Origin of the sequence: Pseudomonas sp. AG1028 (genome assembly GCF_007993955.1) — a bacterium.
In the GTDB taxonomy this organism is placed as follows: domain Bacteria; phylum Pseudomonadota; class Gammaproteobacteria; order Pseudomonadales; family Pseudomonadaceae; genus Aquipseudomonas; species Aquipseudomonas straminea.
Map to the genome: position 1 here is coordinate 316,717 of NZ_VIVP01000001.1, position 22,716 is coordinate 339,432.

Annotated in this window: 19 protein-coding genes; 16 read left to right on the forward strand and 3 right to left on the reverse strand. The window is 64.2% G+C overall.

What is annotated here, in order from left to right; translation table 11 throughout:
- Window positions 1-3 precede the first annotated feature (3 nt).
- From murD to lpxC, 9 genes are all read left to right on the forward strand, one after another.
- A complete protein-coding gene (gene murD / locus FB481_RS01440) occupies window positions 4-1,350 on the forward strand; it encodes a UDP-N-acetylmuramoyl-L-alanine--D-glutamate ligase (protein WP_147174857.1) in 1,347 nt (448 codons plus the stop codon).
- A complete protein-coding gene (gene ftsW / locus FB481_RS01445; protein ID WP_147174858.1) occupies window positions 1,350-2,573 on the forward strand; it encodes a putative lipid II flippase FtsW in 1,224 nt (407 codons plus the stop codon). The genes murD and ftsW overlap by 1 nt, the downstream gene beginning before the upstream one ends.
- Window positions 2,563-3,633, forward strand: a complete 1,071-nt coding sequence (gene murG, locus FB481_RS01450) for an undecaprenyldiphospho-muramoylpentapeptide beta-N-acetylglucosaminyltransferase (RefSeq protein ID WP_147174859.1) — start codon at window positions 2,563-2,565, stop codon at window positions 3,631-3,633. Before ftsW ends, murG begins: the two co-directional genes overlap by 11 nt.
- 34 nt (window positions 3,634-3,667) lie before the next feature.
- The gene (gene murC / locus FB481_RS01455) at window positions 3,668-5,074 is read left to right on the forward strand and encodes a UDP-N-acetylmuramate--L-alanine ligase (RefSeq protein WP_049792726.1); all 1,407 of its coding nucleotides are present in this window, start codon (window positions 3,668-3,670) and stop codon (window positions 5,072-5,074) included.
- Entirely contained in the window at window positions 5,071-6,021 is a 951-nt protein-coding gene (locus FB481_RS01460; RefSeq protein ID WP_147174860.1) for a D-alanine--D-alanine ligase, read from the forward strand. Before murC ends, FB481_RS01460 begins: the two co-directional genes overlap by 4 nt.
- A 2-nt stretch (window positions 6,022-6,023) precedes the next feature.
- A complete protein-coding gene (locus FB481_RS01465; protein WP_013792648.1) occupies window positions 6,024-6,878 on the forward strand; it encodes a cell division protein FtsQ/DivIB in 855 nt (284 codons plus the stop codon).
- Between the two features lie 22 nt (window positions 6,879-6,900).
- Window positions 6,901-8,148, forward strand: coding sequence for a cell division protein FtsA (gene ftsA, locus FB481_RS01470; RefSeq protein ID WP_147174861.1), 1,248 nt, complete (start codon window positions 6,901-6,903; stop codon window positions 8,146-8,148).
- A 77-nt stretch (window positions 8,149-8,225) separates the two neighbouring features.
- Entirely contained in the window at window positions 8,226-9,416 is a 1,191-nt protein-coding gene (ftsZ, locus tag FB481_RS01475) for a cell division protein FtsZ (protein ID WP_013792646.1), read from the forward strand.
- A gap of 112 nt (window positions 9,417-9,528) precedes the next feature.
- The gene (gene lpxC / locus FB481_RS01480) at window positions 9,529-10,440 is read left to right on the forward strand and encodes a UDP-3-O-acyl-N-acetylglucosamine deacetylase (protein WP_013792645.1); all 912 of its coding nucleotides are present in this window, start codon (window positions 9,529-9,531) and stop codon (window positions 10,438-10,440) included.
- 180 nt (window positions 10,441-10,620) lie between these two features.
- Here lpxC and FB481_RS01485 read toward each other — a convergent pair whose 3' ends face one another.
- A complete protein-coding gene (locus tag FB481_RS01485; RefSeq protein ID WP_147174862.1) occupies window positions 10,621-11,079 on the reverse strand; it encodes a DUF721 domain-containing protein in 459 nt (152 codons plus the stop codon).
- Window positions 11,080-11,169: 90 nt separating this feature from the next.
- On the opposite strand from FB481_RS01485, the gene FB481_RS01490 reads away from it, so the two are divergent.
- The 7 genes from FB481_RS01490 to FB481_RS01520 all read left to right on the forward strand — a co-directional run bounded on the left by FB481_RS01490 (window position 11,170) and on the right by FB481_RS01520 (window position 20,124).
- On the forward strand, window positions 11,170-12,096 hold the full coding sequence (locus FB481_RS01490) for a M23 family metallopeptidase (protein WP_147174863.1): 927 nt from the start codon (window positions 11,170-11,172) through the stop codon (window positions 12,094-12,096).
- A 168-nt stretch (window positions 12,097-12,264) separates the two neighbouring features.
- The gene (gene secA / locus FB481_RS01495; protein ID WP_147174864.1) at window positions 12,265-15,000 is read left to right on the forward strand and encodes a preprotein translocase subunit SecA; all 2,736 of its coding nucleotides are present in this window, start codon (window positions 12,265-12,267) and stop codon (window positions 14,998-15,000) included.
- Between the two features lie 314 nt (window positions 15,001-15,314).
- Window positions 15,315-16,532 (forward strand): bifunctional glutamate N-acetyltransferase/amino-acid acetyltransferase ArgJ, encoded by a 1,218-nt coding sequence (gene argJ, locus FB481_RS01500; protein WP_147174865.1) that lies wholly within the window; start codon window positions 15,315-15,317, stop codon window positions 16,530-16,532.
- A 109-nt stretch (window positions 16,533-16,641) separates the two neighbouring features.
- Window positions 16,642-17,274, forward strand: coding sequence for a glutathione S-transferase family protein (locus tag FB481_RS01505; RefSeq protein WP_147174866.1), 633 nt, complete (start codon window positions 16,642-16,644; stop codon window positions 17,272-17,274).
- On the forward strand, window positions 17,271-18,221 hold the full coding sequence (locus FB481_RS01510) for a Nudix family hydrolase (RefSeq protein WP_147174867.1): 951 nt from the start codon (window positions 17,271-17,273) through the stop codon (window positions 18,219-18,221). The genes FB481_RS01505 and FB481_RS01510 overlap by 4 nt, the downstream gene beginning before the upstream one ends.
- 69 nt (window positions 18,222-18,290) lie before the next feature.
- Window positions 18,291-19,217: an AEC family transporter gene (locus FB481_RS01515; protein WP_147174868.1), complete on the forward strand. Its 927-nt coding sequence runs from the start codon at window positions 18,291-18,293 to the stop codon at window positions 19,215-19,217.
- A gap of 22 nt (window positions 19,218-19,239) precedes the next feature.
- Window positions 19,240-20,124, forward strand: coding sequence for a pseudouridine synthase (locus FB481_RS01520; RefSeq protein WP_093504094.1), 885 nt, complete (start codon window positions 19,240-19,242; stop codon window positions 20,122-20,124).
- On the opposite strand, the gene FB481_RS01525 is transcribed toward FB481_RS01520, so the two are convergent.
- The gene (locus tag FB481_RS01525) at window positions 20,114-20,689 is read right to left on the reverse strand and encodes a cob(I)yrinic acid a,c-diamide adenosyltransferase (protein ID WP_093504092.1); all 576 of its coding nucleotides are present in this window, start codon (window positions 20,687-20,689) and stop codon (window positions 20,114-20,116) included. The two genes, FB481_RS01520 and FB481_RS01525, sit on opposite strands and share 11 nt — an antisense overlap.
- Before the next feature lie 14 nt (window positions 20,690-20,703).
- Window positions 20,704-22,707 (reverse strand): HAMP domain-containing sensor histidine kinase, encoded by a 2,004-nt coding sequence (locus tag FB481_RS01530; protein ID WP_093504090.1) that lies wholly within the window; start codon window positions 22,705-22,707, stop codon window positions 20,704-20,706.
- Window positions 22,708-22,716: the final 9 nt, after the last annotated feature.

A 22,716-nucleotide genomic window follows, 5' to 3' on the forward strand; every position in this document is an offset into this window, starting at 1 on the left:
AGCATGAGCCTGATCGCTTCCGACCAATTCCGCATCGTTGTCGGCCTCGGCAAGAGCGGTATGTCCCTGGTGCGCTACCTCGCGCGTCAGGGCGTGCGCTTCGCCGTGGTCGACACCCGTGCCAATCCGCCGGAGCTGAGCACCTTGCGCGAACAGTTCCCGCAGGTCGAAGTGCGTTGTGGCGAGCTGGACGTGGAATTTCTGAGTCGTGCCAGTGAACTGCTGATCAGCCCCGGCCTGGCCGTGGCTACCCCAGCGCTGCAGGAAGCGGCCAAACGCGGCGTCAAGCTGTCCGGCGATATCGACCTGTTCGCCCGCGCGGCGAAGGCGCCGATCGTCGCCATCACCGGCTCCAATGCCAAGAGCACCGTGACCACCCTGGTCGGCGAGATGGCCGCCGCGGCCGGCCGCAAGGTCGCCGTGGGTGGCAACCTCGGCACGCCGGCGCTGGATCTGCTAGCTGATGACGTCGAGCTTTACGTGATCGAGCTGTCCAGCTTCCAGCTGGAAACCACTGAGCTGCTCAACGCTGAAGTGGCCACCTGCCTGAACGTCAGCGAAGACCACATGGATCGCTACGCCGATCTGCCGGCCTACCACCTGGCCAAGCACCGCATCTTCCGCGGCGCGCGTCAGGTGGTGGTCAACCGTGACGATCCGCTGTCGCGGCCGATGATCGCCGATCAGGTACCGTGCTGGAGCTTCGGCCTCGGCAAGCCGGACTTCAAGCGCTTCGGCTTGCTCGAAGAGAACGGCGAAAAATACCTGGCCTATCAATTCGACGCGCTGTTGCCGGTACGCGAACTCAGGGTGCGTGGCGCGCACAACCAGTCCAACGCCCTGGCGGCGCTGGCGCTGGGCCATGCCGTGGGCCTGCCTATGGCGGCCATGCTGGAAACCCTCAAGCAGTTCACCGGGCTGGCGCACCGCTGCCAGTGGGTCGGTGAGCGCGCGGGCGTGAGTTACTACGACGATTCCAAAGCCACCAATGTCGGGGCAGCACTCGCGGCCATCGAAGGCCTGGGCGCGGACATCGCCGGCAAGCTGGTGCTGATCGCCGGTGGCGACGGCAAGGGCGCCGACTTCTCCAGCCTGCGCAAGCCGGTTGCCGCTCACTGCCGCGCCGTGGTGCTGCTCGGCCGTGATGCCGACAAGCTGGCTGCGGTGTTCGATGGCGCGGTGGACATCATTCGTGTCGACAGCCTGCAGGCCGCCGTCGAGCGCGCTGCTGCCATCGCCCAGAGCGGCGACGCCGTCCTGCTGTCGCCCGCCTGCGCAAGCCTGGACATGTTCAAGAATTTCGAAGAGCGCGGACGTCTGTTCGCCCAGGCAGTGGAGGAGCTTAACTGATGCTGTCCTTCCTGCGCCCCTATCCGTCCCCACTGTTCGGCCGTCGTGGCCTGATGGACATGGACTTCGCGATGCTCGCCGGCTGCCTGGCGCTGCTCGGTCTCGGCCTGGTGATGATCTCCTCGGCCTCCACCGAAGTGGCGGCGGCCAACACCGGCAGCCCGCTGTACTACATGATCCGCCACCTGATCTATCTGGCCATCGGCCTGGGCGCAGCCGGCGTGGTGCTGATGATCCCGCTGTCCACCTGGCAACGTCACAGCTGGGTGATGCTGATCATCGCCATCGTGCTGCTGGTCTTGGTGCTGCTGCCCGGCATTGGCCGTGAGGTCAACGGCGCCAAGCGCTGGATCGGTTTCGGCGCCTTCAACATCCAGCCGTCGGAGATCGCCAAGGTCTTCGTGGTGCTTTATCTGGCTGGCTACCTGGTGCGTCGTCAGGAAGAAGTGCGTGAAAGCTGGGCCGGTTTCTTCAAGCCCTTCGTGGTGCTGCTGCCGATGGCCTTCCTGCTGCTGCTCGAGCCCGACTTCGGTGCCACGGTTGTCATGATGGGCGCGGCCATGGCCATGCTGTTCCTCGGCGGCGTCGGCCTGTTCCGCTTCCTGCTGATGGTGGCTCTGGCAGTCGGCGCGGTGTTCGTGCTGGTGCAGAGCCAGGAATACCGCCTGCAGCGTCTGATCACCTTCACAGATCCCTGGGCCGACCAGTACGGCTCCGGTTACCAGCTGACCCAGGCGCTGATCGCTTTCGGCCGTGGCGAGTGGCTGGGCGTTGGCCTGGGCAACAGCATCCAGAAGCAGTTCTACCTGCCTGAAGCCCACACCGACTTCGTATTCTCCATTCTGGCCGAAGAGCTGGGCCTGGTCGGCGCGCTGGCGACCGTGGGCCTGTTCGTGTTCGTCAGCGTACGCGCGCTGTACATCGGCCTGTGGGCCGAGAAGGCCAAGCAGTTCTTCTCCGCCTATGTGGCGTTCGGCCTGGGTTTCCTGTGGATCGGCCAGTTCCTGATCAACATCGGCGTGAACATCGGTTTGCTGCCGACCAAGGGCCTGACCCTGCCGTTCCTCAGCTACGGCGGTTCGTCCCTGGTGATCTGCTGCGTCAGCCTGGCGCTGCTGCTGCGCATCGAGTGGGAAGCACGCAACGGCCTGGGCAACGAAGACATCGAATTCGACGAGAGCGACTTCCTCGAGCCCGAGCGGGAGGTGCAGCATGGCCGGTAACGTATTGATCATGGCCGGCGGCACTGGCGGCCACGTGTTCCCGGCGCTGGCCTGCGCCCGCGAATTCCAGGCGCGCGGCTATCGTGTGCACTGGCTGGGCACACCGCGCGGCATCGAGAACGAATTGGTGCCGGCGGCTGGTCTGCCGCTGCACCTGATCAACGTCAGTGGCCTGCGCGGCAAAGGCAAACTGTCGCTGCTCAAGGCGCCGCTGCAACTGATCAAGGCACTGTTCCAGGCCCGCAAGGTGGTGCGCGAGCTGCAACCGGTCTGCGTCCTCGGCATGGGCGGCTACGTGACCGGCCCGGGCGGCCTGGCTGCCAAGCTGGCCGGCGTGCCACTGATCATTCACGAACAGAATGCCGTGGCTGGTACCGCTAATCGCAGCCTGGTGGCATTCGCCAGCCGGGTCTGCGAGGCTTTCCCCGATACCTTCGCTGCGTCCGACAAGCGTCGTACCACCGGCAACCCGGTGCGCGAAGAGCTGTTCCTGGAAACCCCGCGCGATTCGCTGACCGACCGTCGGCCACGTCTGCTGATTCTCGGTGGCAGCCTGGGCGCCGAACCGCTGAACAAACTGCTGCCGGAGGCGCTGGCACAAGTATCTGCCGAGTTGCGTCCGGAAGTCTTCCACCAGGCCGGCAAGCAACACGCCGAGGTGACCGCCGAACGATACAGCGCAGCGGGCGTCGAAGCGCAGGTCGCGCCCTTTATCAGCGACATGGCCCGCGCCTACGCCTGGGCCGACCTGGTGGTCTGCCGCTCCGGTGCGCTGACCGTCAGCGAACTGGCTGCCGCCGGTCTGCCGGCTTTCCTGGTGCCGTTGCCCCACGCGATCGACGATCACCAGACGCGCAACGCCAGCTATCTCGCGAAGGACGGTGCCGCCGTTCTTCTGCCGCAACGTTCCACTGACGCTGCCGATCTGGCAGCGCAGCTGACCGAGGTCTTGATGCACCCCGAACGACTCAAACAAATGGCCAGCACCGCACGTCGCCTGGCCAAGCCCGATGCTACCCGTACCGTTGTCGATGTTTGTCTGGAGGTGGCCCGTGGCTAAGTCTCCCGCAGCGGTCAAGGCAGAAGTGCGGCGCATGCGCCGTATCCGCCGCATTCACTTCGTCGGTATCGGCGGCGCCGGCATGTGCGGTATCGCGGAAGTCCTGCTCAACCTGGGCTACGAAGTGTCCGGCTCCGATCTGAAAACCTCGGCTGTGACCGAGCGCCTGGAAAACTTCGGCGCGCAGATCTTCATCGGCCACCGTGCCGAGAACGCCGAGAGCGCCGATGTGCTGGTGGTTTCCAGCGCAATCAATACCTCCAACCCGGAAGTGGCCACTGCCCTGGAGCGTCGCATCCCCGTGGTGCCGCGCGCCGAGATGCTGGCCGAGCTGATGCGCTACCGCCATGGCATCGCTGTGGCCGGCACTCATGGCAAGACCACCACCACCAGCCTGCTGGCTTCGGTGTTCGCCGCCGGCGGCCTGGATCCGACCTTCGTGATCGGTGGCCGGCTGAACGCCGCGGGCACCAACGCCCAGCTGGGTTCCAGTCGCTACCTGATCGCCGAAGCTGATGAGAGCGACGCCAGCTTCCTGCACCTGCAGCCCATGGTGTCGGTGGTGACCAACATCGACATGGATCATATGAGTACCTATGAGGGCGACTTCAACAAACTGAAGAAGACCTTCATCGAGTTCCTGCACAACCTGCCGTTCTATGGCTTGGCTGTGCTCTGTGTGGACGATCCGGTGGTGCGCGAGATTCTCGCCCAGGTCGGTCGCCCGACCCTGACCTACGGCTTCAGCGAAGACGCCGACGTGCGCGCCATCAACGTGCGCCAGCAGGGCATGCAGACCTTCTTCACCGTGCTGCGCCCGGACTGCGAACCGCTGGACGTATCGGTGAACATGCCGGGCAACCACAACGTGCTCAACGCCCTGGCGACCATCTGCATCGCCAGCGACGAAGGCATCAGCGACGAGGCCATCGTTCAGGGCCTGTCGCAGTTCCAGGGCGTCGGCCGGCGCTTCCAGGTGTACGGTCAGCTGCCGGTCGAAGGCGGCGAAGTGATGCTGGTCGACGACTACGGCCACCACCCGCGCGAAGTGGCGGCGGTGATCAAGGCCGTGCGCGGCGGCTGGCCGGAGCGTCGCCTGGTGATGGTCTATCAGCCGCACCGCTACAGCCGTACCCGCGATCTGTACGACGATTTCGTGCAGGTGCTGACCGATGCCAACGTGCTGCTGCTGATGGAGGTCTACCCGGCCGGCGAAGAGCCGATCCCCGGTGCCGACAGCCGTCAGCTGTGCCACAGCATCCGCCAGCGCGGTCAGCTGGACCCCATCTATATCGAGCGCGGTGCCGACCTGGCGCCGCTGATCAAGCCGCTGCTGCGTGCTGGCGACATCCTGCTGTGTCAGGGCGCCGGTGACATCGGTGGCGTGGCCCCCCAACTGCTGCAGAGCCCGCTGTTTCGCGCGCAAGGTCAAGGGAAATGAGTGCTGAAACCCTGAAATCACAACTGCCGGGCGCCGCCTTCGGTCGCGTTGCCGTACTGTTCGGCGGCAAGAGCGCCGAGCGCGAAGTGTCGCTCAAGTCCGGCAATGCCGTGCTCAGCGCGCTGCAGAGCGCCGGTGTGGACGCCTTCGGCATTGACGTGGGCGATGATTTCCTGGCGCGTCTGACCAGCGAGAAGATCGACCGCGCCTTTATCGTGCTGCACGGCCGTGGGGGTGAGGACGGCAGCATGCAGGGCCTGCTCGAGTGCGCCGGCATTCCTTACACGGGCAGCGGCATCCTGGCTTCGGCCCTGGCCATGGACAAGCTGCGCACCAAGCAGGTGTGGCAGAGCTTGGGGCTGTCCACGCCGCGTCACGCGGTGCTGAGCAGCGCCGACGATTGCCGCCGCGCCGCCTACGAGCTGGGCTTCCCATTGATCGTCAAACCGGCCCACGAAGGCTCGAGCATCGGCATGGCCAAGGTCGGCGACGTCGACTCCCTGATCGCCGCCTGGCAGGACGCTGCCTGCTACGACAGCCAGGTGCTGGTCGAGCAGTGGATCCAGGGCCCGGAGTTCACCATCGCCATGCTGCGCGGCGAGGTACTGCCACCGATCGCCCTGGGCACGCCACACAGCTTCTACGACTACGACGCCAAGTACCTGGCCAATGACACCCAGTACCGCGTGCCCTGCGGCCTGTCGGCTGACAAGGAAGCCGAGCTGAAGGCCCTGACCGCCCGCGCCTGCGAAGCCGTTGGCACCCAGGGCTGGGCCCGCGCCGACGTGATGCAGGACGCCGACGGCCGCTTCTGGCTGCTGGAGGTGAACACCGTTCCGGGTATGACCGACCATAGCCTGGTGCCGATGGCGGCGCAGGCGGCCGGTCTGGATTTCCAGCAGCTGGTGTTGGCGATTCTCGCTGACAGCGTCGAGGCTCGGGGGTAAGCATGGGCGCCGTCCTTCGTCATCAGCCAGGTTCAGGCACGCCGCTACGCGGCAAGGCCGTACCGCGTGGCGCCAGCCGCCTGGTGGCCAAGGAGCCGATCAGTGCGCGTTTGCCGCGGCCGAATTTCAGCCTGTTCAAGCGCCTGACCTGGCCGGTGATGCTGCTGGTGCTGGGCTTTGGCGCCTATGAACTGTCGCTGCGTCTGCTGCCTTACGCCGACCGGCCCATCGCCAAGATCAGCGTGGAAGGCGACCTGAGCTACATCAGCCAGCAATCGGTCCAACAACGCATTGAACCTTTTGTGAGTGCGAGCTTCTTCAGTGTCGACCTTGTCGGTATGCGCCATGAACTGGAGCAGATGCCATGGATTGCTCACGCCGAAGTTCGCCGTGTGTGGCCCGATCAGGTGGTGGTGCGCCTTGAAGAGCAACTGCCGATCGCCCGCTGGGGCAACGAGGCGCTGCTCAACAACCAGGGCCAGGCGTTCGCGCCACGGGAACTGGCGCACTACGAGAATTTGCCGCAGCTGGTCGGCCCGAAACGCGCCCAGCAGCAAGTGATGCAGCAGTATCAGGTACTCAGCCAGATGCTGCGCCCCATGGGTTTTACCGTGACGCGCCTGGAGCTGCGTGAGCGGGGCAGCTGGTTCCTGTCCACCGGGCAGGGGATCGAAGTGCTGCTGGGGCGCGACCATCTGGTGGAAAAAATACGTCGTTTCGGCGCTATCTACAGCAAGGCGCTGAAGGATCAGAAAGACAACATCGCGCGGGTCGATCTGCGTTACGCCAACGGCCTGGCCGTCGCGTGGCGCGAGCCGCCGGCACCTGCGGCGGTCGACACCGCTGCAGTGCAGTGAATAGAGAGAGAAGGCAGGAAACATGGCAAACGTGCAGAGCGGCAAGATGATCGTCGGCCTCGACATCGGCACCTCCAAGGTGGTGGCGCTGGTAGGCGAAGTGACCGCTGATGGTCAGCTGGAAATCGTTGGCATCGGTACTCACCCATCGCGCGGCCTGAAGAAGGGCGTGGTGGTCAACATCGAGTCCACCGTGGCGTCGATCCAGCGCGCAGTGGAGGAAGCCCAGCTGATGGCGGGCTGCCGCATCCACTCGGCATTCGTCGGCGTGGCCGGCAACCACATCCGCAGCCTGAACAGCCACGGTATCGTCGCCATCCGTGATCGTGAAGTGAGCAGCGCCGACCTGGAGCGCGTGCTCGACGCTGCCCAGGCCGTCGCCATTCCTGCCGACCAGCGTGTGTTGCATACCCTGCCGCAGGACTACGTGATCGATAACCAGGAAGGCGTGCGCGAGCCCCTGGGCATGTCCGGCGTACGCCTGGAAGCCAAGGTGCACGTGGTCACCTGCGCGGTGAACGCGGCGCAGAACATCGAAAAATGCGTGCGCCGTTGCGGCCTGGAAGTCGACGACATCATCCTCGAGCAGCTGGCTTCCGCCTATGCGGTGCTGACCGACGACGAGAAAGAGCTGGGGGTGTGCCTGGTCGACATCGGCGGCGGCACCACCGACATCTGCATCTTCACCGAAGGCGCTATCCGTCACACCGCGGTAATCCCGATTGCCGGTGACCAGGTCACCAACGACATCGCCATGGCACTGCGTACCCCGACCCAGTACGCCGAAGAGATCAAGATCCGTTACGCCTGCGCCCTGGCCAAGCTGGCCGGCGCCGGCGAAACCATCAAGGTGCCGAGCGTCGGTGATCGTCCGCCGCGCGATCTGTCGCGCCAGTCCTTGGCCGAGGTGGTCGAGCCGCGTTACGACGAGTTGTTCACCCTGATCCAGGCCGAATTGCGCCGCAGCGGCTACGAGGACCTGATCCCGGCGGGCATCGTGCTTACCGGTGGTACGGCGAAGATGGAAGGCGCGGTTGAGCTGGCTGAAGAAATCTTTCACATGCCGGTGCGCCTGGGCGTGCCGCACAGTGTCAAAGGCCTCAGCGATGTGGTCCGCAACCCTATTTACTCGACGGGCGTTGGCCTGTTGATGTATGGCCTGCGCAAGCAGTCCGACGACATCCCGATGCCCGGCAATGGCGGGTACGGTGATGAAACCAAGGCACCCGCTCTGGAACGGCTCAAGCGCTGGATTCAGGGCAATTTCTAAGGCGGGCGACGCGGCACGGGCGTGTGCAGCGTTGTCGGCACTAGGCGTTAAAAACTAGAAAATACAGGAGAGAGACCATGTTTGAACTCGTAGACAACCTTCCGCAAAGCGCGGTCATCAAGGTTATCGGTGTCGGCGGTGGCGGTGGCAACGCAGTCAACCACATGGCCAAGAGCAACATCGAAGGCGTCGAATTCATTTGCGCCAACACCGATGCTCAGGCACTGAAGAACATCGGCGCACGTACCGTGCTGCAACTCGGTACTGGCGTCACCAAGGGTCTGGGCGCTGGCGCCAACCCGGAAGTTGGCCGTCAGGCAGCCATCGAAGACCGTGAGCGCATCGCTGAAGTGCTGCAGGGCTGCGACATGGTGTTCATCACCACCGGCATGGGCGGCGGTACCGGTACCGGTGCAGCACCTGTGATTGCCGAAGTGGCCAAGGAGCTGGGCATCCTCACCGTTGCGGTGGTGACCCGTCCGTTCCCGTTCGAAGGCCGCAAGCGCATGCAGATCGCCGACGAAGGCATCCGCGCGCTGCAGGAAAGCGTTGACTCGCTGATTACCATCCCCAACGAGAAGCTGCTGACCATTCTCGGCAAGGACGCCAGCCTGCTGTCCGCCTTCTCCAAGGCCGACGACGTGCTGAGCGGTGCCGTGCGTGGTATCTCCGACATCATCAAGCGCCCGGGCATGATCAACGTCGACTTCGCCGACGTGAAGACCGTGATGAGCGAAATGGGCATGGCGATGATGGGCACCGGCTGCGCCAGTGGTCCGAACCGTGCGCGTGAAGCCACCGAAGCGGCCATCCGCAACCCGCTGCTCGAAGACGTCAACCTGCAGGGCGCCCGCGGCATCCTGGTGAACATCACCGCTGGCCCTGACCTGTCCCTGGGTGAGTACTCCGATGTGGGTAACATCATCGAACAGTTCGCTTCCGAGCACGCTACCGTCAAGGTCGGCACCGTGATCGATCCGGACATGCGCGACGAGCTGCACGTGACCGTGGTTGCCACCGGTCTGGGCGCGCGCATGGAGAAGCCGGTCAAGGTCGTCGACAATACCGTTCAGGTCGCCGCCGCACAGCCAGTTGCCCCGGTAGCCGCTCCGGTTCGCGCCGAGCAGAACGTCAACTACAAGGACTACGAGCGCCCGACCGTTCAGCGTCAGAGCCATGGTGGCGCAGCCACTGCGGCGAAAATGAATCCGCAGGACGACCTGGATTACTTGGACATTCCGGCATTCCTGCGTCGTCAGGCGGATTAATGAAATCTATCAGGAGTATAAGGGTGATTGGTGTTCAGCAAAGGTCGGTTCTGCTATCATCGCCAGCCTTTGTTGAAAACAATTCGCACCTAGCGTAATAGCGGCCAGACCCATGATCAGACAACGCACCCTGAAGAACATCATCCGCGCCACGGGTATCGGCCTGCATTCCGGGGAGAAGGTTTACCTGACCCTGAAGCCGGCTCCGGTGGATACCGGTATCGTGTTCCGTCGTACCGACCTTGACCCTGTGGTGGAGGTGAAGGGGCACGCCCTGAACGTTGGTGAGACCACCATGTCGACCACGCTGGTCAATGGTGATGTCAAGGTGGATACGGTCGAGCATCTGCTTTCGGCCATGGCAGGCCTGGGCATCGATAACGCCTACGTCGAGCTCTCCGCCTGTGAAGTGCCGATCATGGATGGCAGTGCGGGTCCCTTTGTTTTCCTGATTCAGTCGGCTGGTCTGCAAGAGCAGGACGCCCCCAAGAAGTTCATCCGCATCACCCGTGAAGTGACCGTGACGGACGGCGACAAGCGCGCCACCTTCGTTCCGTTCGATGGCTTCAAGGTGAGTTTCGAGATCGACTTCGATCACCCGGTATTCCACGACCGCACCAAGACCGCGAGTGTCGATTTTTCCAGCACCTCGTTCGTCAAGGAAGTCAGCCGTGCCCGCACCTTCGGTTTCATGCGTGATATCGAATTTCTGCGTTCGCACAACCTGGCGCGCGGCGGCAGTGTGGACAATGCCATCGTGGTGGACGAAGACGGTGTGCTCAACGAAGACGGCCTGCGTTACGAGGACGAATTCGTCAGGCACAAGATTCTCGATGCGATCGGTGACCTCTATCTGCTCGGCAACAGCCTGATCGGTGAGTTCCGCGGCTACAAATCCGGCCATGGCCTGAACAACCGCCTGCTGCGAGCCTTGATCGCACAGCCGGATGCTTGGGAAACGGTGACGTTCGAAGACGCCGACACTGCTCCGATCTCTTACATGCGCCCGGCTGCGGCGGTGTAAGGCACTCTCTCCTAGCTTTATCTCTTTCAAGGCCACCTTCGGGTGGCCTTTTTTTATACCGCGCTCAAGTGGCCCGACAAACGGCCAGAGGCAGGCCCAGCGCGGGTTGGGCAGACGCTGTCAACCGAGCTGCCATTTTTATGGCGCTCGCTGTTTGGCGAATCTAACTGGCTGAAGGGTCTAGGAATCGCTGCGACGGCGGTGACTGGCGAGGCGCTCCAGGGCAGCCTTCAGGCGCGGATCACTGACCCCTTCGGCGGTTTCCTGGATGTTGTCGGCGGCACTGTCGGAGAGCTCGAAGGGCCGTGGCGCCTGGCGTTTCTCGCCGCTCGGAGGTTGCACCTTGAAGAGGATTTTCGTTAAGGTCGCGAACGTTTCGAGCGCCTGCAACTGCCGTTGCAGGCGTTTTTGCTGATAACGCAGCCGCGTGGCCCAGTGGCCATCGGTGACGATCAGCAGCAGGCAGCCTTCACGCCACGATGCCACGCGACAGTGTTCACGGGCGGCAGGCTGCAGCTGGCTTTCCACCACCTGCTGCAGGTGGTCGAGGCGTTGAGCCTGGCTGAACAGCGCTTTCAGCGGCTTCGCCTCGCGCAGGAGCGCGGCGGGCGCCTTGGCCGGCAAGGGACGAAAACTCATGGCAGGAAGCCTGCGACGTTTTTGGGGCCGTCATGGTAGCAGAACCTCTGCTGACCGCTCGGGTTCCACTTTTTTCGAAATGGGGATGTCATGCACATCATTTTGCTCAGCAGGCGCCACGGCGCCGCGCGCTCGCTCAGCCTCGATTTGCGCTGGCTGCTGGCCGGTGCGGTGCTGCTGGTCGTTCTGGCGGTGGGCGGCGGTGCAGCGCTGGGGGCGTGGATTGCGCCGCAATCGGTGCCGGTACTGAACAGCGATGTGGTCAGCCAGGCTCTTGATGCCCAGCGCGAGGAAGTTGGCGCGGTGAAGATCGATGCCCAGCGTCAGCTCGATGCCTTCGCCGCACACGTTGCCGAGCTGCAGGCGCGCCTGACCCGGCTCGACGCTCTGGGCGAGCGGCTTACCGAATTGGCCGAACTGGATGCCAGTGAGTTCGATTTTTCTCTTGGCGTGGGGCAGGGCGGTCCTGAGGAACCGCTTGGCAGCGCGGCCTACGCGCCACCGCCGTTCATGAGCACGCTCGACGAGCTGGCCCTGCGCATGGACAGCCGTGAGCAGCAGCTCGAAGTGTTGGAACAGCTGCTCGCCGACCGTCGTCTCGACGAGGCGACGATGCTCTCCGGCCATCCGGTGTTGCAAGGCTACGTGTCGTCACCATTCGGGCGGCGTATCGACCCGCTGACCGGACGCGTCAGCGTGCACAAGGGCGTTGACTTCGCCGCCAAGGCCGGCAGCGACGTGGTGGCGGTCGGTGCCGGCGTGGTGACCTTCGCCGGGCGCCGCAATGGTTATGGCAACACCGTGGAAATCAGCCACGCCGACGGCTATGTCACCCTGTATGCGCATAACCGCAGCAACAAGGTACAGGTCGGCGATCTGGTCCAGCGTGGTCAGGCCATCGCCACGGTCGGCAGCACCGGGCGCTCGACCGGCAACCACGTGCACTTCGAAGTCACCCGCAGCGGCGAGCTGGTCAACCCGCACAGCTATATCGCCCGCGTCAGCGACGAGCCCTGACAAAAGCCGGTCAAGGCCGGCTTGCCCTGTGCCGATGGCCCTGTGCCAATCGCGCTCTTTCTTCAATTCCGTTTCCGGGTAGAATGCCCCCTTCGCACGCAGCCATACGGGCTGCATGGGCGACTCACGGGGCCGCCCTCCATTCATAGCGTGGAAGATCCTGTCGATATGTTTGCGCCTTTGTTGAAAAAACTCTTTGGAAGCAAGAACGAGCGTGAAGTCAAACGCATGCTCAAGGCGGTTCAGGCCGTCAATGCATTCGAGGAGCAGATGCTCGCGCTCTCCGATGAGCAACTGCGTGCCAAGACCGAAGAATTCAAGGCCCGCCTGGCCAAGGGCGAAACCCTGGATCAACTGCTGCCTGAAGCCTTTGCCGTGGCCCGCGAGGCGGGTAAGCGCGTGATGGGCATGCGCCACTTCGACGTCCAGCTGATCGGCGGTATGACTCTGCACGAAGGCAAGATCGCCGAAATGCGTACCGGTGAGGGTAAAACCCTGGTCGGTACCCTGGCCGTCTACCTCAACGCCCTGGAAGGCAAGGGTGTGCACGTGGTCACGGTCAACGACTACCTGGCCCGCCGCGACGCCAACTGGATGCGCCCGCTGTACGAATTCCTCGGCCTGTCGGTCGGCATTGTCACCCCGTTCATGCCGCCGGAAGAGAAGCGCGCCGCTTACGCTGCCGACATCACCTACGGCACCAACAACGAATTCGGTTTCGATTACCTGCGCGACAACATGGCGTTCAGCCTGGAAGAGAAATTCCAGCGCGAACTGAATTTCGCGGTGATCGACGAAGTGGACTCGATCCTCATCGACGAAGCCCGTACGCCGCTGATCATTTCCGGTCAGGCCGAAGACAGCTCCAAGCTGTACATCGAGATCAACAAGCTGATTCCCCGCCTCAAGCAGCACATCGAGGAAGAGGAAGGCGTGGTCACTCAGGAAGGCCACTACAAGGTCGACGAGAAGAGCCGTCAGGTCGAACTCAACGAAGCCGGCCATCAGATCATCGAGGACATGCTCACCCAGATCGGCTTGCTGGCCGAGGGCGAAAGCCTCTATTCCGCGCACAACCTGGGCCTGCTGACCCACGTCTATGCCGGCCTGCGTGCCCACACCCTGTTCCATCGCAACGTCGAATACATCGTGCAGAACGGTCAGGTCATCCTGATCGACGAGCACACCGGCCGTACCATGCAGGGCCGTCGCTTGTCCGAAGGCCTGCACCAGGCCATCGAGGCGAAGGAAGGCGTGCAGATCCAGGCCGAAAGCCAGACCCTGGCGTCGACCACCTTCCAGAACTACTTCCGCCTGTACAACAAGCTGTCCGGCATGACCGGTACCGCCGACACCGAAGCCTTCGAATTCCGCCAGATCTACGGTCTGGACGTGATGGTGATCCCGACCAACAAGCCGATCGCCCGTAAGGACTTCAACGATCTGGTCTACCTGACCCAGGAAGAGAAGTACGCCGCGATCATCAACGATATCCGCGAGTGCCAGGCCCAGGGCCGCCCGATCCTGGTCGGCACCGCGACCATCGAGACCTCCGAATACGTGTCGCGCCTGCTCGAGCAGGAAGGCATCGAGCATAAGGTGCTCAACGCCAAGTTCCACGAGAAGGAAGCCGAGATCATCGCCCAGGCCGGTCGTCCCGGCGCGCTGACCATCGCCACCAACATGGCCGGTCGTGGTACCGACATCCTGCTCGGCGGCAACTGGGAAGTGGAAGTCGCTGCACTGGAGAACCCCACCGACGAGCAGATCGCGCAGATCAAGGCCGACTGGCAGAAGCGTCACCAGCAGGTGCTGGAAGCCGGTGGCCTGCACGTGATCGCCTCCGAGCGCCACGAGTCGCGGCGTATCGACAACCAGCTGCGCGGCCGTGCCGGTCGCCAGGGCGATGCCGGTTCCAGCCGCTTCTACCTGTCGCTGGAAGATAGCCTGATGCGCATCTTCGCCTCCGACCGCGTGAAGAACTTCATGAAGGCCCTGGGCATGCAGCCGGGCGAAGCCATCGAACACCGCATGGTGACCAACGCTATCGAGAAGGCGCAGCGCAAGGTCGAAGGCCGTAACTTCGACATGCGTAAACAGCTGCTCGAATACGATGACGTGGCCAACGAGCAGCGCAAGGTGATCTATCACATGCGCAACACCGTGCTGGCTTCCGACAACGTCGGCGAGACCATCGAGGACTTCCGCCAGGAAGTTCTGGATAGCACCATCAGCGCGCACATGCCGCCGCAGTCGCTGCCCGAGCAATGGGACATCGCCGGTCTGGAAGAGGCGATCTTCGCCGGCTTCAACCTGCGCCTGCCGATCCAGCAGTGGCTCGACGAAGACGACAAGCTGTACGAAGAAACACTGCGCGAGCGCATCCTCAAGGAACTGGTGGACGCCTACAACGAGAAGGAAACCCAGGCCAGCGCCGAAGCCCTGCGTACCTTCGAGAAGCAGATTTTGCTGCGCGTGCTGGACGACCTGTGGAAAGACCACCTGTCGACCATGGACCACCTGCGTCACGGTATCCACCTGCGTGGTTACGCGCAGAAGAACCCGAAACAGGAATACAAGCGCGAGTCCTTCACCCTGTTCCAGGAACTGCTGGATTCGATCAAGCGCGACACCATCCGTGTGCTTTCTCACGTGCAGGTGCGCCGTGAAGACCCGGCCGAGGAAGAAGCCCGCCTGCGCCGCGAAGCCGAAGCCATGGCCCAGCGCATGCAGTTCCAGCACGATGAAGTTTCCGCGCTCGAAGAGCCAGAAGCCGAGGGCCAGGACGGCGATGTCGCCGTGGCTGCCGCCCCGGTACGCGCCGAGCAGAAGATCGGCCGCAACGAGCTGTGCCCGTGCGGTTCCGGCAAGAAGTACAAGCACTGCCACGGTCAGGTCAACTGAGAACCTGAACACGACTAGCTGCGCGTCGGCCCTGCGGCGTTGAAAACAGGCTCGGCAAGCCGCTTGCGGCTAACGCACTTTAGTGCGGCCCCGAAGGGGCGAGCGAAGCGAGTAATGCTCATGTACAAAAGTACACTCCGCTTCCTCGCCTGTTTTCGTGGGGCCGCCTAGGCCTTGCAGGCCTCTAGCTCGCAAGGTCGTGATCAGGTTCTTTACCTGAGCTGTAAAATCCCAACGCCGCGAGGGCTAGCCTCTTCGCGGCGTTTTCGCATCGAACATGCTGTGCCCATCCACCTAATTCAAGGAGCTTTCCCATGGCTGTTGGTCTTGGCCCGCTGTCTACCCTGCATCCGGTTCCAGGTTTCGAGCTGGGCATCGCCTCTGCCGGCATCAAGCGCCCGGGGCGCAAGGATGTGGTGGTGATGCGCTGTGCCGAGGGCAGCAGTGTGGCGGGGGTGTTCACCCTCAACGCGTTCTGCGCGGCGCCGGTGATCCTGGCCAAAAAGCGAGTGTCCGGTAGCGTGCGTTATCTGCTGACCAACACCGGCAACGCCAATGCCGGCACCGGCGAGCCGGGTCTGCAGAACGCCATGCGCACTTGCGCGAGCCTGGCCAGCCTGGCCGGCGTGGATGAAAGCGAAGTGCTGCCGTTCTCCACGGGGGTGATCGGTGAGCCGCTGCCGGTCGAGAAGATCGAAGGCGCCCTGCAGGCCGCTTTGGACAACCTCTCCGAGAACAACTGGGCCGATGCTGCCACCGGCATCATGACCACCGACACGCTGCCCAAGGGCGCCAGCCGCCAGTTCACCCACGAGGGCGTGACCGTCACCGTGACTGGCATCAGCAAGGGCGCGGGCATGATCAAACCGAACATGGCCACTATGCTCGGCTACATCGCCACCGACGCCAAGGTCGCCCAAGGCGTGCTGCAGGACCTGCTGCGCGACGCGGCGAACAAGTCGTTCAACCGCATCACCATCGACGGTGATACCTCGACCAACGACTGCTGCATGCTGATCGCTACCGGCAAGGCCGCCTTGCCGGAAATCACCCAGGCCAGCGGTGCGCTGTTCGCAGCGCTCAAACAGGCGGTGTTCGAGGTGTGCATGGAAGTGGCCCAGGCCATCGTCCGTGACGGCGAAGGCGCTACCAAGTTCGTCACCGTGCAGGTCAACGGCGGGGCGACCCACCAGGAATGCCTGGACGTCGGCTATGCCGTGGCCCATTCGCCGCTGATCAAGACCGCGCTGTTCGCCTCCGACCCCAACTGGGGGCGCATCCTCGCTGCCGTGGGCCGTGCCGGCGTGGCGCAACTGGACGTCAGCAAGATCGACGTGTTCCTGGGCGACGTGTGTATCGCCAGCAAGGGCTGCCGCGCTGCCAGCTACACCGAGGAGCAGGGTGCGGCGGTGATGGCCGAAGAGGAAATCACCATCCGCATCGAGCTGGGCCGCGGCACCTGCAGCGAGACGATCTGGACCACCGACTTGTCCCACGAGTACGTGAAGATCAACGCCGAATACCGCACCTGATCGCCGATGGATTCCCCGCGCGCATGGCCTCATGCGCGCAGGGAATTTGCCTTGCCGGCAGCCACGGGTGAAGCTGTCGCTCTGTTCCTTCCGAACGCTGGAGAAATAGATGTCGCTCGAACTGGTGATAGGCAACAAGAACTACTCCTCCTGGTCGCTGCGCGGCTGGCTGCTGGTTGAACTCAGCGGCGCGGCCTATCGGGAAACCCTGGTGCCGCTGTTTCGCGCCGACACCCACGCGCGGCTGCTGGAGCATTCGCCGACGGGCAAGGTACCGGTGCTCAAGACCGAGGACGCCGGGGTGATCTGGGATTCCCTGGCCATCGCCGAATACCTGGCCGAGCGTTTCCCCGAAGCCGGGCTGTGGCCACGCGATGTGGCTGCCCGCGCGATGGCCCGTTCGGCCTGCGCGGAAATGCACAGCGGCTTTGGCGCGCTGCGCAGCCACATGCCGATGGACATGCAGCGCAATGCGCCGTTGGCCAGCGTGACCGACGAGGTCAAGCACGATATCCAGCGCATCGTCGCGCTGTGGGCGGGCTGCCGCGAGCGCTTCGGTCAAGGCGGGCCGTACCTGTTCGGTCAAGTCAGCATCGCCGACGCCTACTTCGCCCCGGTCGCCAGTCGGCTGCGCAGCTACGGCGTGCAACTTCCGGCAGATGCGGCGGCCTATGTGGAAACCATTTTTCAGTGGCCGGCATTCCAGCGCTGGCTGCAGGCTGCACTAGAGGAGAAGACGTGAAACGCGTGCATGTAGCGGCCGCGGTAATCCGCGGTGACGATGGCCGGGTCCTGATCGCCAAACGCCCGGACGACAAGCACCAGGGCGGGCTCTGGGAGTTTCCGGGCGGCAAGGTCGAGGAGGGCGAGGCCGTTCTGGCGGCGCTGTCGCGCGAGCTGCACGAGGAACTGGGCATCGGCGTGGAGGCGGCGCGGCCGCTGATCCAGGTACGTCACGACTACAGCGACAAGCAGGTGCTGCTGGATGTCTGGGAAGTCAGTCGATTCACTGGTGAGCCCCATGGCGCCGAGGGCCAGCCGCTGGCCTGGGTCAGCCCACGACAGCTGGGCGACTATGAGTTTCCGGCCGCCAACCGACCGATCGTCGCGGCGGCGCGCCTGCCCGAGCATTACCTGATCACCCCGGAAGGGCTGGACGGGCCGGAGCTGCTGGCTGGCGTACGGGCTGCTGTCGCCAACGGTATGCGCCTGATCCAGCTACGCGCGCCGGCGATGTTCGACGCCCAGTACCGCGATCTGGCCGTGGACGTGCAGGGGCTCTGCGCCGGTAAGGCGCAGTTGATGCTCAAGGGCCCGCTGGAGTGGCTGGGCGATTTTCCGGCTGCCGGCTGGCACCTGACCGCCGAGCAACTGCGTAAGTACGCCAGCAAAGGCCGTCCGCTGCCCGAAGGGCGCTGGCTGGCCGCGTCCTGCCACAGTGCCGAAGAACTCGAACTGGCGACCCAGATTGGCGCCGACTTCGTCACCCTGTCGCCGTTGCAGGTCACCCAGACCCATCCCGAGGCCCAGCCGCTGGGTTGGCAGCGGGCGAGTGAATGGCTGCAGGGTTTCAACCAGCCGTGCTACCTGCTCGGTGGGGTCGGGCCGCGGGATTGCCAGCAGGCCTGGCAGGTTGGCGCCCAAGGCGTTGCCGGCATTCGCGCTTTCTGGCCAGGGCACCAGCGCTGAGCCGGCGCTTGTATGAGTACGCCGTAGCGCCTACCCTGCGGCGTCCCGTTTTCGAGTGATCCACGGCCCATGGCCTCCGTTCTCAATGTCATCCTGCCGGTCTTTGCGCTGATCCTTGCGGGGTTTGCCTGCCGGCGCCTGGGCCTGCTGGGCGCCAGCGCGGCCTCGGAGATCAACCGCATGGTGGTCTGGCTGTGCCTGCCGGCGCTGCTGTTCGAGGCGATGGCGACGGTGGTCTGGGACGAGATCTGGCAGCCCGGTTTCATCCTTGCCTATGGCATCGCCACCCTGGGCCTCTTTGCCCTGGTGCTGCTGTGGCGCTTGCGCAGCACCAGCCTGGCCGATGCCAGCGTGCAGGGGCTGAGCGCTTCCTACGCCAATACCGGTTACATGGGCATTCCGCTGTGCCTGCTGGTGTTCGGCGATGCCGGTATGGAGCCGGCGCTGATCGCCTGCCTGATCGTCATCTGCGTACTTTTCGCCCTGGCGGTGGTGTGCATCGAAGTGGGCCTGCAGAACGAAAAGAGCCTGCTGGCCGCGGTGCGCAAAGTCGGTATCGCTCTGCTGAAGAACCCGATCGTCATGGCGCCGCTGCTCGGTGGTCTGTGGGCGGCTACGGCGCAGCCGCTGCCGGCGCCCCTGCACCAGTTTCTCAAATTGCTCGCCGCCGCCACGGGCCCCTGCGCGCTCATCGCCCTGGGTTTGTTCCTGGCTGCAAAGCACGCAGGGCCGAAGCAGCGCGGTACCGGCCTGGTACTGATCAAGCTGGTCGCTCATCCGCTGATCACCTGGACATTGGCCGTCTACGTGTTCCGCCTGCCGTCGATGTGGGCCCACGCCGCGCTGCTGCTCAGCGCGTTGCCGACCGGTACCGGGCCGTTCATGCTCGCCGAGTTCTATCGCCGCGACGGTGCCGAGGTGTCGAGCACCATTCTGTTGTCGACGCTGGGTTCGCTGGTGACGCTGTCGATCTTTCTCTACCTGATCGCGCCCTGACTACCGCGCCTGGAGCCTTCGCATGCCACCATCCGATCAGCCGACCCTGCGTCCCAGCACGCTGCACCTGCCTGCCGGCGACTGGGCGACGGTGCTCGACTGCCTGTGCGCGCATTTCTCGGCGATTCCGCGAGACGTCTGGCTCGAGCGCATGGCCCGTGGCCGGGTGCTGGACGCCGACGGCGCGCCCATCGGCGTCGATCACCCGTATCGGGTCGGCCTGCGCGTGCATTATTTCCGTGAGGTGCCCGCCGAGCCGCTGATTCCCTTCGAGGAAGCCATCCTGCATGTCGACGAGCACATTCTGGTCGCCGACAAGCCACATTTCCTGTCGGTGATGCCGGCCGGCGCCTATGTCGAGCAGACTCTGCTGGCGCGGCTGGTCAAGCGTACCGGCAATGCCGATCTGGTGCCCCTGCATCGCATCGACCGGCACACCGCCGGGCTGGTGCTGTTCTCCAGCAATCCGCAGACTCGCGGGCGCTACCAGGCAATGTTTCGCGAGCGCGCCATCGACAAGCGCTACGAGGCGCTGGCTGCTCCCTTGCCCGGGCTGCAGTTTCCGCTGTTGCGCGAGACGCGTTTCGAAGCCGGGGAGCCGTTCTTTCGCATGCGCGAGGCACCGGGGGTGGCGAACACCCGTACGCGCGTCGAGGTGATCGAGAAGCGCGCCGAGCATTGGTTGTACGGTCTGGAGCCAGTCACCGGCAAGAAACATCAGCTACGGGTGCATATGGCGGCCCTGGGCGCGCCGATCCTCAACGATCCGTTCTATCCCGAAGTCAGCTGCGCCGAGGGTGAGCCCGACGACTACGGGCGGCCGCTGAAGCTGCTGGCCCGTGGGCTGTCGTTCAGCGACCCGCTGAGCGGCGAGCTGCGCCGCTTCGAGAGTTGCCTCAGCCTTTGACGGCGGCCTGCCAGAGCACTTCGTCGATGCCCTGGCGCCTGGCGATCAGCCGCGCGGCCACGAACAGCAGGTCGGACAGCCGGTTGATGTAGGCCAGCAACTCACCGCGCAGTGGTTCGATGGTATGCAGCTGGCCGCAGCGTCGCTCGGCGGTGCGGGCGCTGCTGCGACACAGGTGGGCCTGGGCGATCAGCCGTGAGCCGCCGGGCAGGATGAAGTTGGTGAGCGGCCCGACTTCCTCGTTCCAGCGGTCGATGGCCGCTTCCAGGCGCTCGATTTCGGCGCCCTGCAGCGCTTGGTACTCGGGCATCGCCAGCTCGCCACCGAGGTCGAACAGGCGGTGCTGGCAGGGCGCGAGCACTTCGACAAGCTCGCCGAGACCCGGGTGGTTAGCCTGCTGCTCGAGCAGGTCGGCGAGTAGCAGGCCGAGCTGGCTGTTGAGGGTGTCCACTTCGCCGATGGCTTCGATGCGCGGATGATCCTTGGCGACGCGGCGGCCGTCGGCCAGACCGGTTTGTCCGGCATCGCCGGTGCGCGTGTAGATTTTCGAGAGTCGATAACCCATGGGGTCTCCGCTGATCAGCTGCTGGCGCCCAGGGGCAGGCGCAGGGTGAAACAGGTGCCCTGGCCGGTGCGCGAGTGCACTTCCATCTGGCCCTTGTGGTTGTTGGTGACGATGAAGTACGACACCGAAAGTCCCAGTCCGGTGCCTTGACCGACCTCTTTGGTGGTGAAGAACGGTTCGAAGATGCGCTTGCGCACGGCTTCGGGGATGCCCACGCCATTGTCTTCGACCTGCACTTCGGCCCAGGGCGGCGCCAGGCGCGTGCGCAGTATCAGCTTGCCGGGCTCACTTTCGTCTTCACGCAGGTGAATGGCCTGGGCAGCGTTCTTCAGCAGGTTGAGCAGCACCTGCTCCAGTTCGTTGGCGATGCCGGGAATCGGCCCTAGCTGCGGGTCGAATTCACGCTGGATCAGCAGGCTCTTGAAGTCGAAGCTTTCGGTCAGGTCGAAGTCGTTGCTGGCGATCTCCACCGCCTGGTCGATCAGTGCCGGCAACTGGCAGGGCGCCAGCTGACGGTTGCTCAGGCGGCTGAAGCTGAGCATGTGGGTGACGATCTTCGAGGCTCGTGCACCGGCCTGCTGGATGCCGTCGAGCAGCATAGGGATCTCCCGCGCTACCAGGTAGCGGTCAATGGCCGGCAGGCTGACGCCGGCCAGTTCGGCTTGCTCCTGATTGCGTGGCAGCTCCGGCGACAGGCGCCGGCGGATGTTCTGCACGTTGTGCAGGATGGCGCCCAGCGGGTTGTTGATCTCGTGCGCCATGCCGGCCGCCAGGCCGCCCACGGAAAGCATCTTCTCGGACTGCACCATGACCTCTTCGAGATTCAGGCGCTGGGTGATGTCGTCGATGCGGATCACCACGCCACGGCCGATGCTGCCGATCAGCGGATAAAAGGTCAGGGCGTAGTGATGGGGCTCGTCATCGCGAATCCAGGTGACGCGTTCGATCTTCTCGACCCGGTGCTGCTCGGCGGTGCGCTTGAGTTTGGACAGGTACGGTTTGAGCAGTGGGAAGGCGAGGAACACCGGCTGGTTGACCGCCTCGTCGATGGAGGTACCGGACAGCGCACTGGCCTCCTGATTCCACTGCGCCACGTAGAGCTGTTCGTCCAGGGCGATCAGCGCCGAGGGCATGGAGTCGATGATGCTGTTGAGGTAGTTCTGGAAACCGGTGAGCTTCTTCTCGATCTTGCTGCGCACCTGCACTTCGAGTTCCAGCTTGCGGTTGGACAGGCGCGTCTCCTCGGCCAGGCCGCGGGCCTGGTTGTAAGCCTCTTCGGAATCGTCGCGGGCACGCTTGAGCTGCTGTTCGCGGGCCTCGATGCGCTCGAGCATGGTGTTGAAGGCTTCGGCCAGGCTACCGATTTCGTCGCGGTTGCCGCGTCGCGCGCGCAGTGAGTAGTTCTCTTCGCGGGTGACCTGGCGGGTCAGCTCTTCCAGGCGTTTGATCGGGCTGGTGACCAGGCGGCGGATCTGCCGCGCCACCAACAGCCATAGCACCAGGCTGAACAGCAGGATCACCAGGCTGGCGGTGACGGTGCCGGTGTAGAAAGCGCCCGGCAACTCACTGGAGGCGACCAGTAGCAGGTGGCCTGGCGGAGCATCGGATCGCGGCAGCTCGACCAACTGGTTGGCGCGAAATTCACCGATGCGCCAGTTGTCCAGAGCAGCGACCTGCTCGGGTAGGTCGAGTTTCTCGCCCCTCTGCAACTGCGCCATGCTATTGCCGTCGGCGTCGTAGATCACCGCGGCGCGTAGTGGGCCATAACCCTCCAGGCGCTTGAGTAGCTCATGGGCGTTTTCGGGAGAGCTCAGGGCGTCGCGGCTCAGGGCGGGAGTGGCGAACAGCCGGCCCAAGGTCTGCAGCGCCTGGGGCGCGACGCTTTCCTGGGAGATCCAGTAGGCCGCGCTGATGAAGGTCATGTTGGCGACCACCAGCACGGCGGCCAGCAGGACCAGCAGGGCAGCGAGCAGCTTTCGGCCTACGGGCAGGTTCTTCAGGCGGTGGCGCAGACGCATGGGCGTGTT

Coding starts and splice junctions, on each gene's coding strand:
- murD (WP_147174857.1), top strand. CDS start 4: ATGAGCCTGATCGCTTCCGACCAATTCCGCATCGTTGTCGGCCTCGGC.
- ftsW (WP_147174858.1), top strand. CDS start 1,350: ATGCTGTCCTTCCTGCGCCCCTATCCGTCCCCACTGTTCGGCCGTCGT.
- murG (WP_147174859.1), top strand. CDS start 2,563: ATGGCCGGTAACGTATTGATCATGGCCGGCGGCACTGGCGGCCACGTG.
- murC (WP_049792726.1), top strand. CDS start 3,668: ATGCGCCGTATCCGCCGCATTCACTTCGTCGGTATCGGCGGCGCCGGC.
- FB481_RS01460 (WP_147174860.1), top strand. CDS start 5,071: ATGAGTGCTGAAACCCTGAAATCACAACTGCCGGGCGCCGCCTTCGGT.
- FB481_RS01465 (WP_013792648.1), top strand. CDS start 6,024: ATGGGCGCCGTCCTTCGTCATCAGCCAGGTTCAGGCACGCCGCTACGC.
- ftsA (WP_147174861.1), top strand. CDS start 6,901: ATGGCAAACGTGCAGAGCGGCAAGATGATCGTCGGCCTCGACATCGGC.
- ftsZ (WP_013792646.1), top strand. CDS start 8,226: ATGTTTGAACTCGTAGACAACCTTCCGCAAAGCGCGGTCATCAAGGTT.
- lpxC (WP_013792645.1), top strand. CDS start 9,529: ATGATCAGACAACGCACCCTGAAGAACATCATCCGCGCCACGGGTATC.
- FB481_RS01485 (WP_147174862.1), bottom strand. CDS start 11,079: ATGAGTTTTCGTCCCTTGCCGGCCAAGGCGCCCGCCGCGCTCCTGCGC.
- FB481_RS01490 (WP_147174863.1), top strand. CDS start 11,170: ATGCACATCATTTTGCTCAGCAGGCGCCACGGCGCCGCGCGCTCGCTC.
- secA (WP_147174864.1), top strand. CDS start 12,265: ATGTTTGCGCCTTTGTTGAAAAAACTCTTTGGAAGCAAGAACGAGCGT.
- argJ (WP_147174865.1), top strand. CDS start 15,315: ATGGCTGTTGGTCTTGGCCCGCTGTCTACCCTGCATCCGGTTCCAGGT.
- FB481_RS01505 (WP_147174866.1), top strand. CDS start 16,642: ATGTCGCTCGAACTGGTGATAGGCAACAAGAACTACTCCTCCTGGTCG.
- FB481_RS01515 (WP_147174868.1), top strand. CDS start 18,291: ATGGCCTCCGTTCTCAATGTCATCCTGCCGGTCTTTGCGCTGATCCTT.
- FB481_RS01520 (WP_093504094.1), top strand. CDS start 19,240: ATGCCACCATCCGATCAGCCGACCCTGCGTCCCAGCACGCTGCACCTG.
- FB481_RS01525 (WP_093504092.1), bottom strand. CDS start 20,689: ATGGGTTATCGACTCTCGAAAATCTACACGCGCACCGGCGATGCCGGA.
- FB481_RS01530 (WP_093504090.1), bottom strand. CDS start 22,707: ATGCGTCTGCGCCACCGCCTGAAGAACCTGCCCGTAGGCCGAAAGCTG.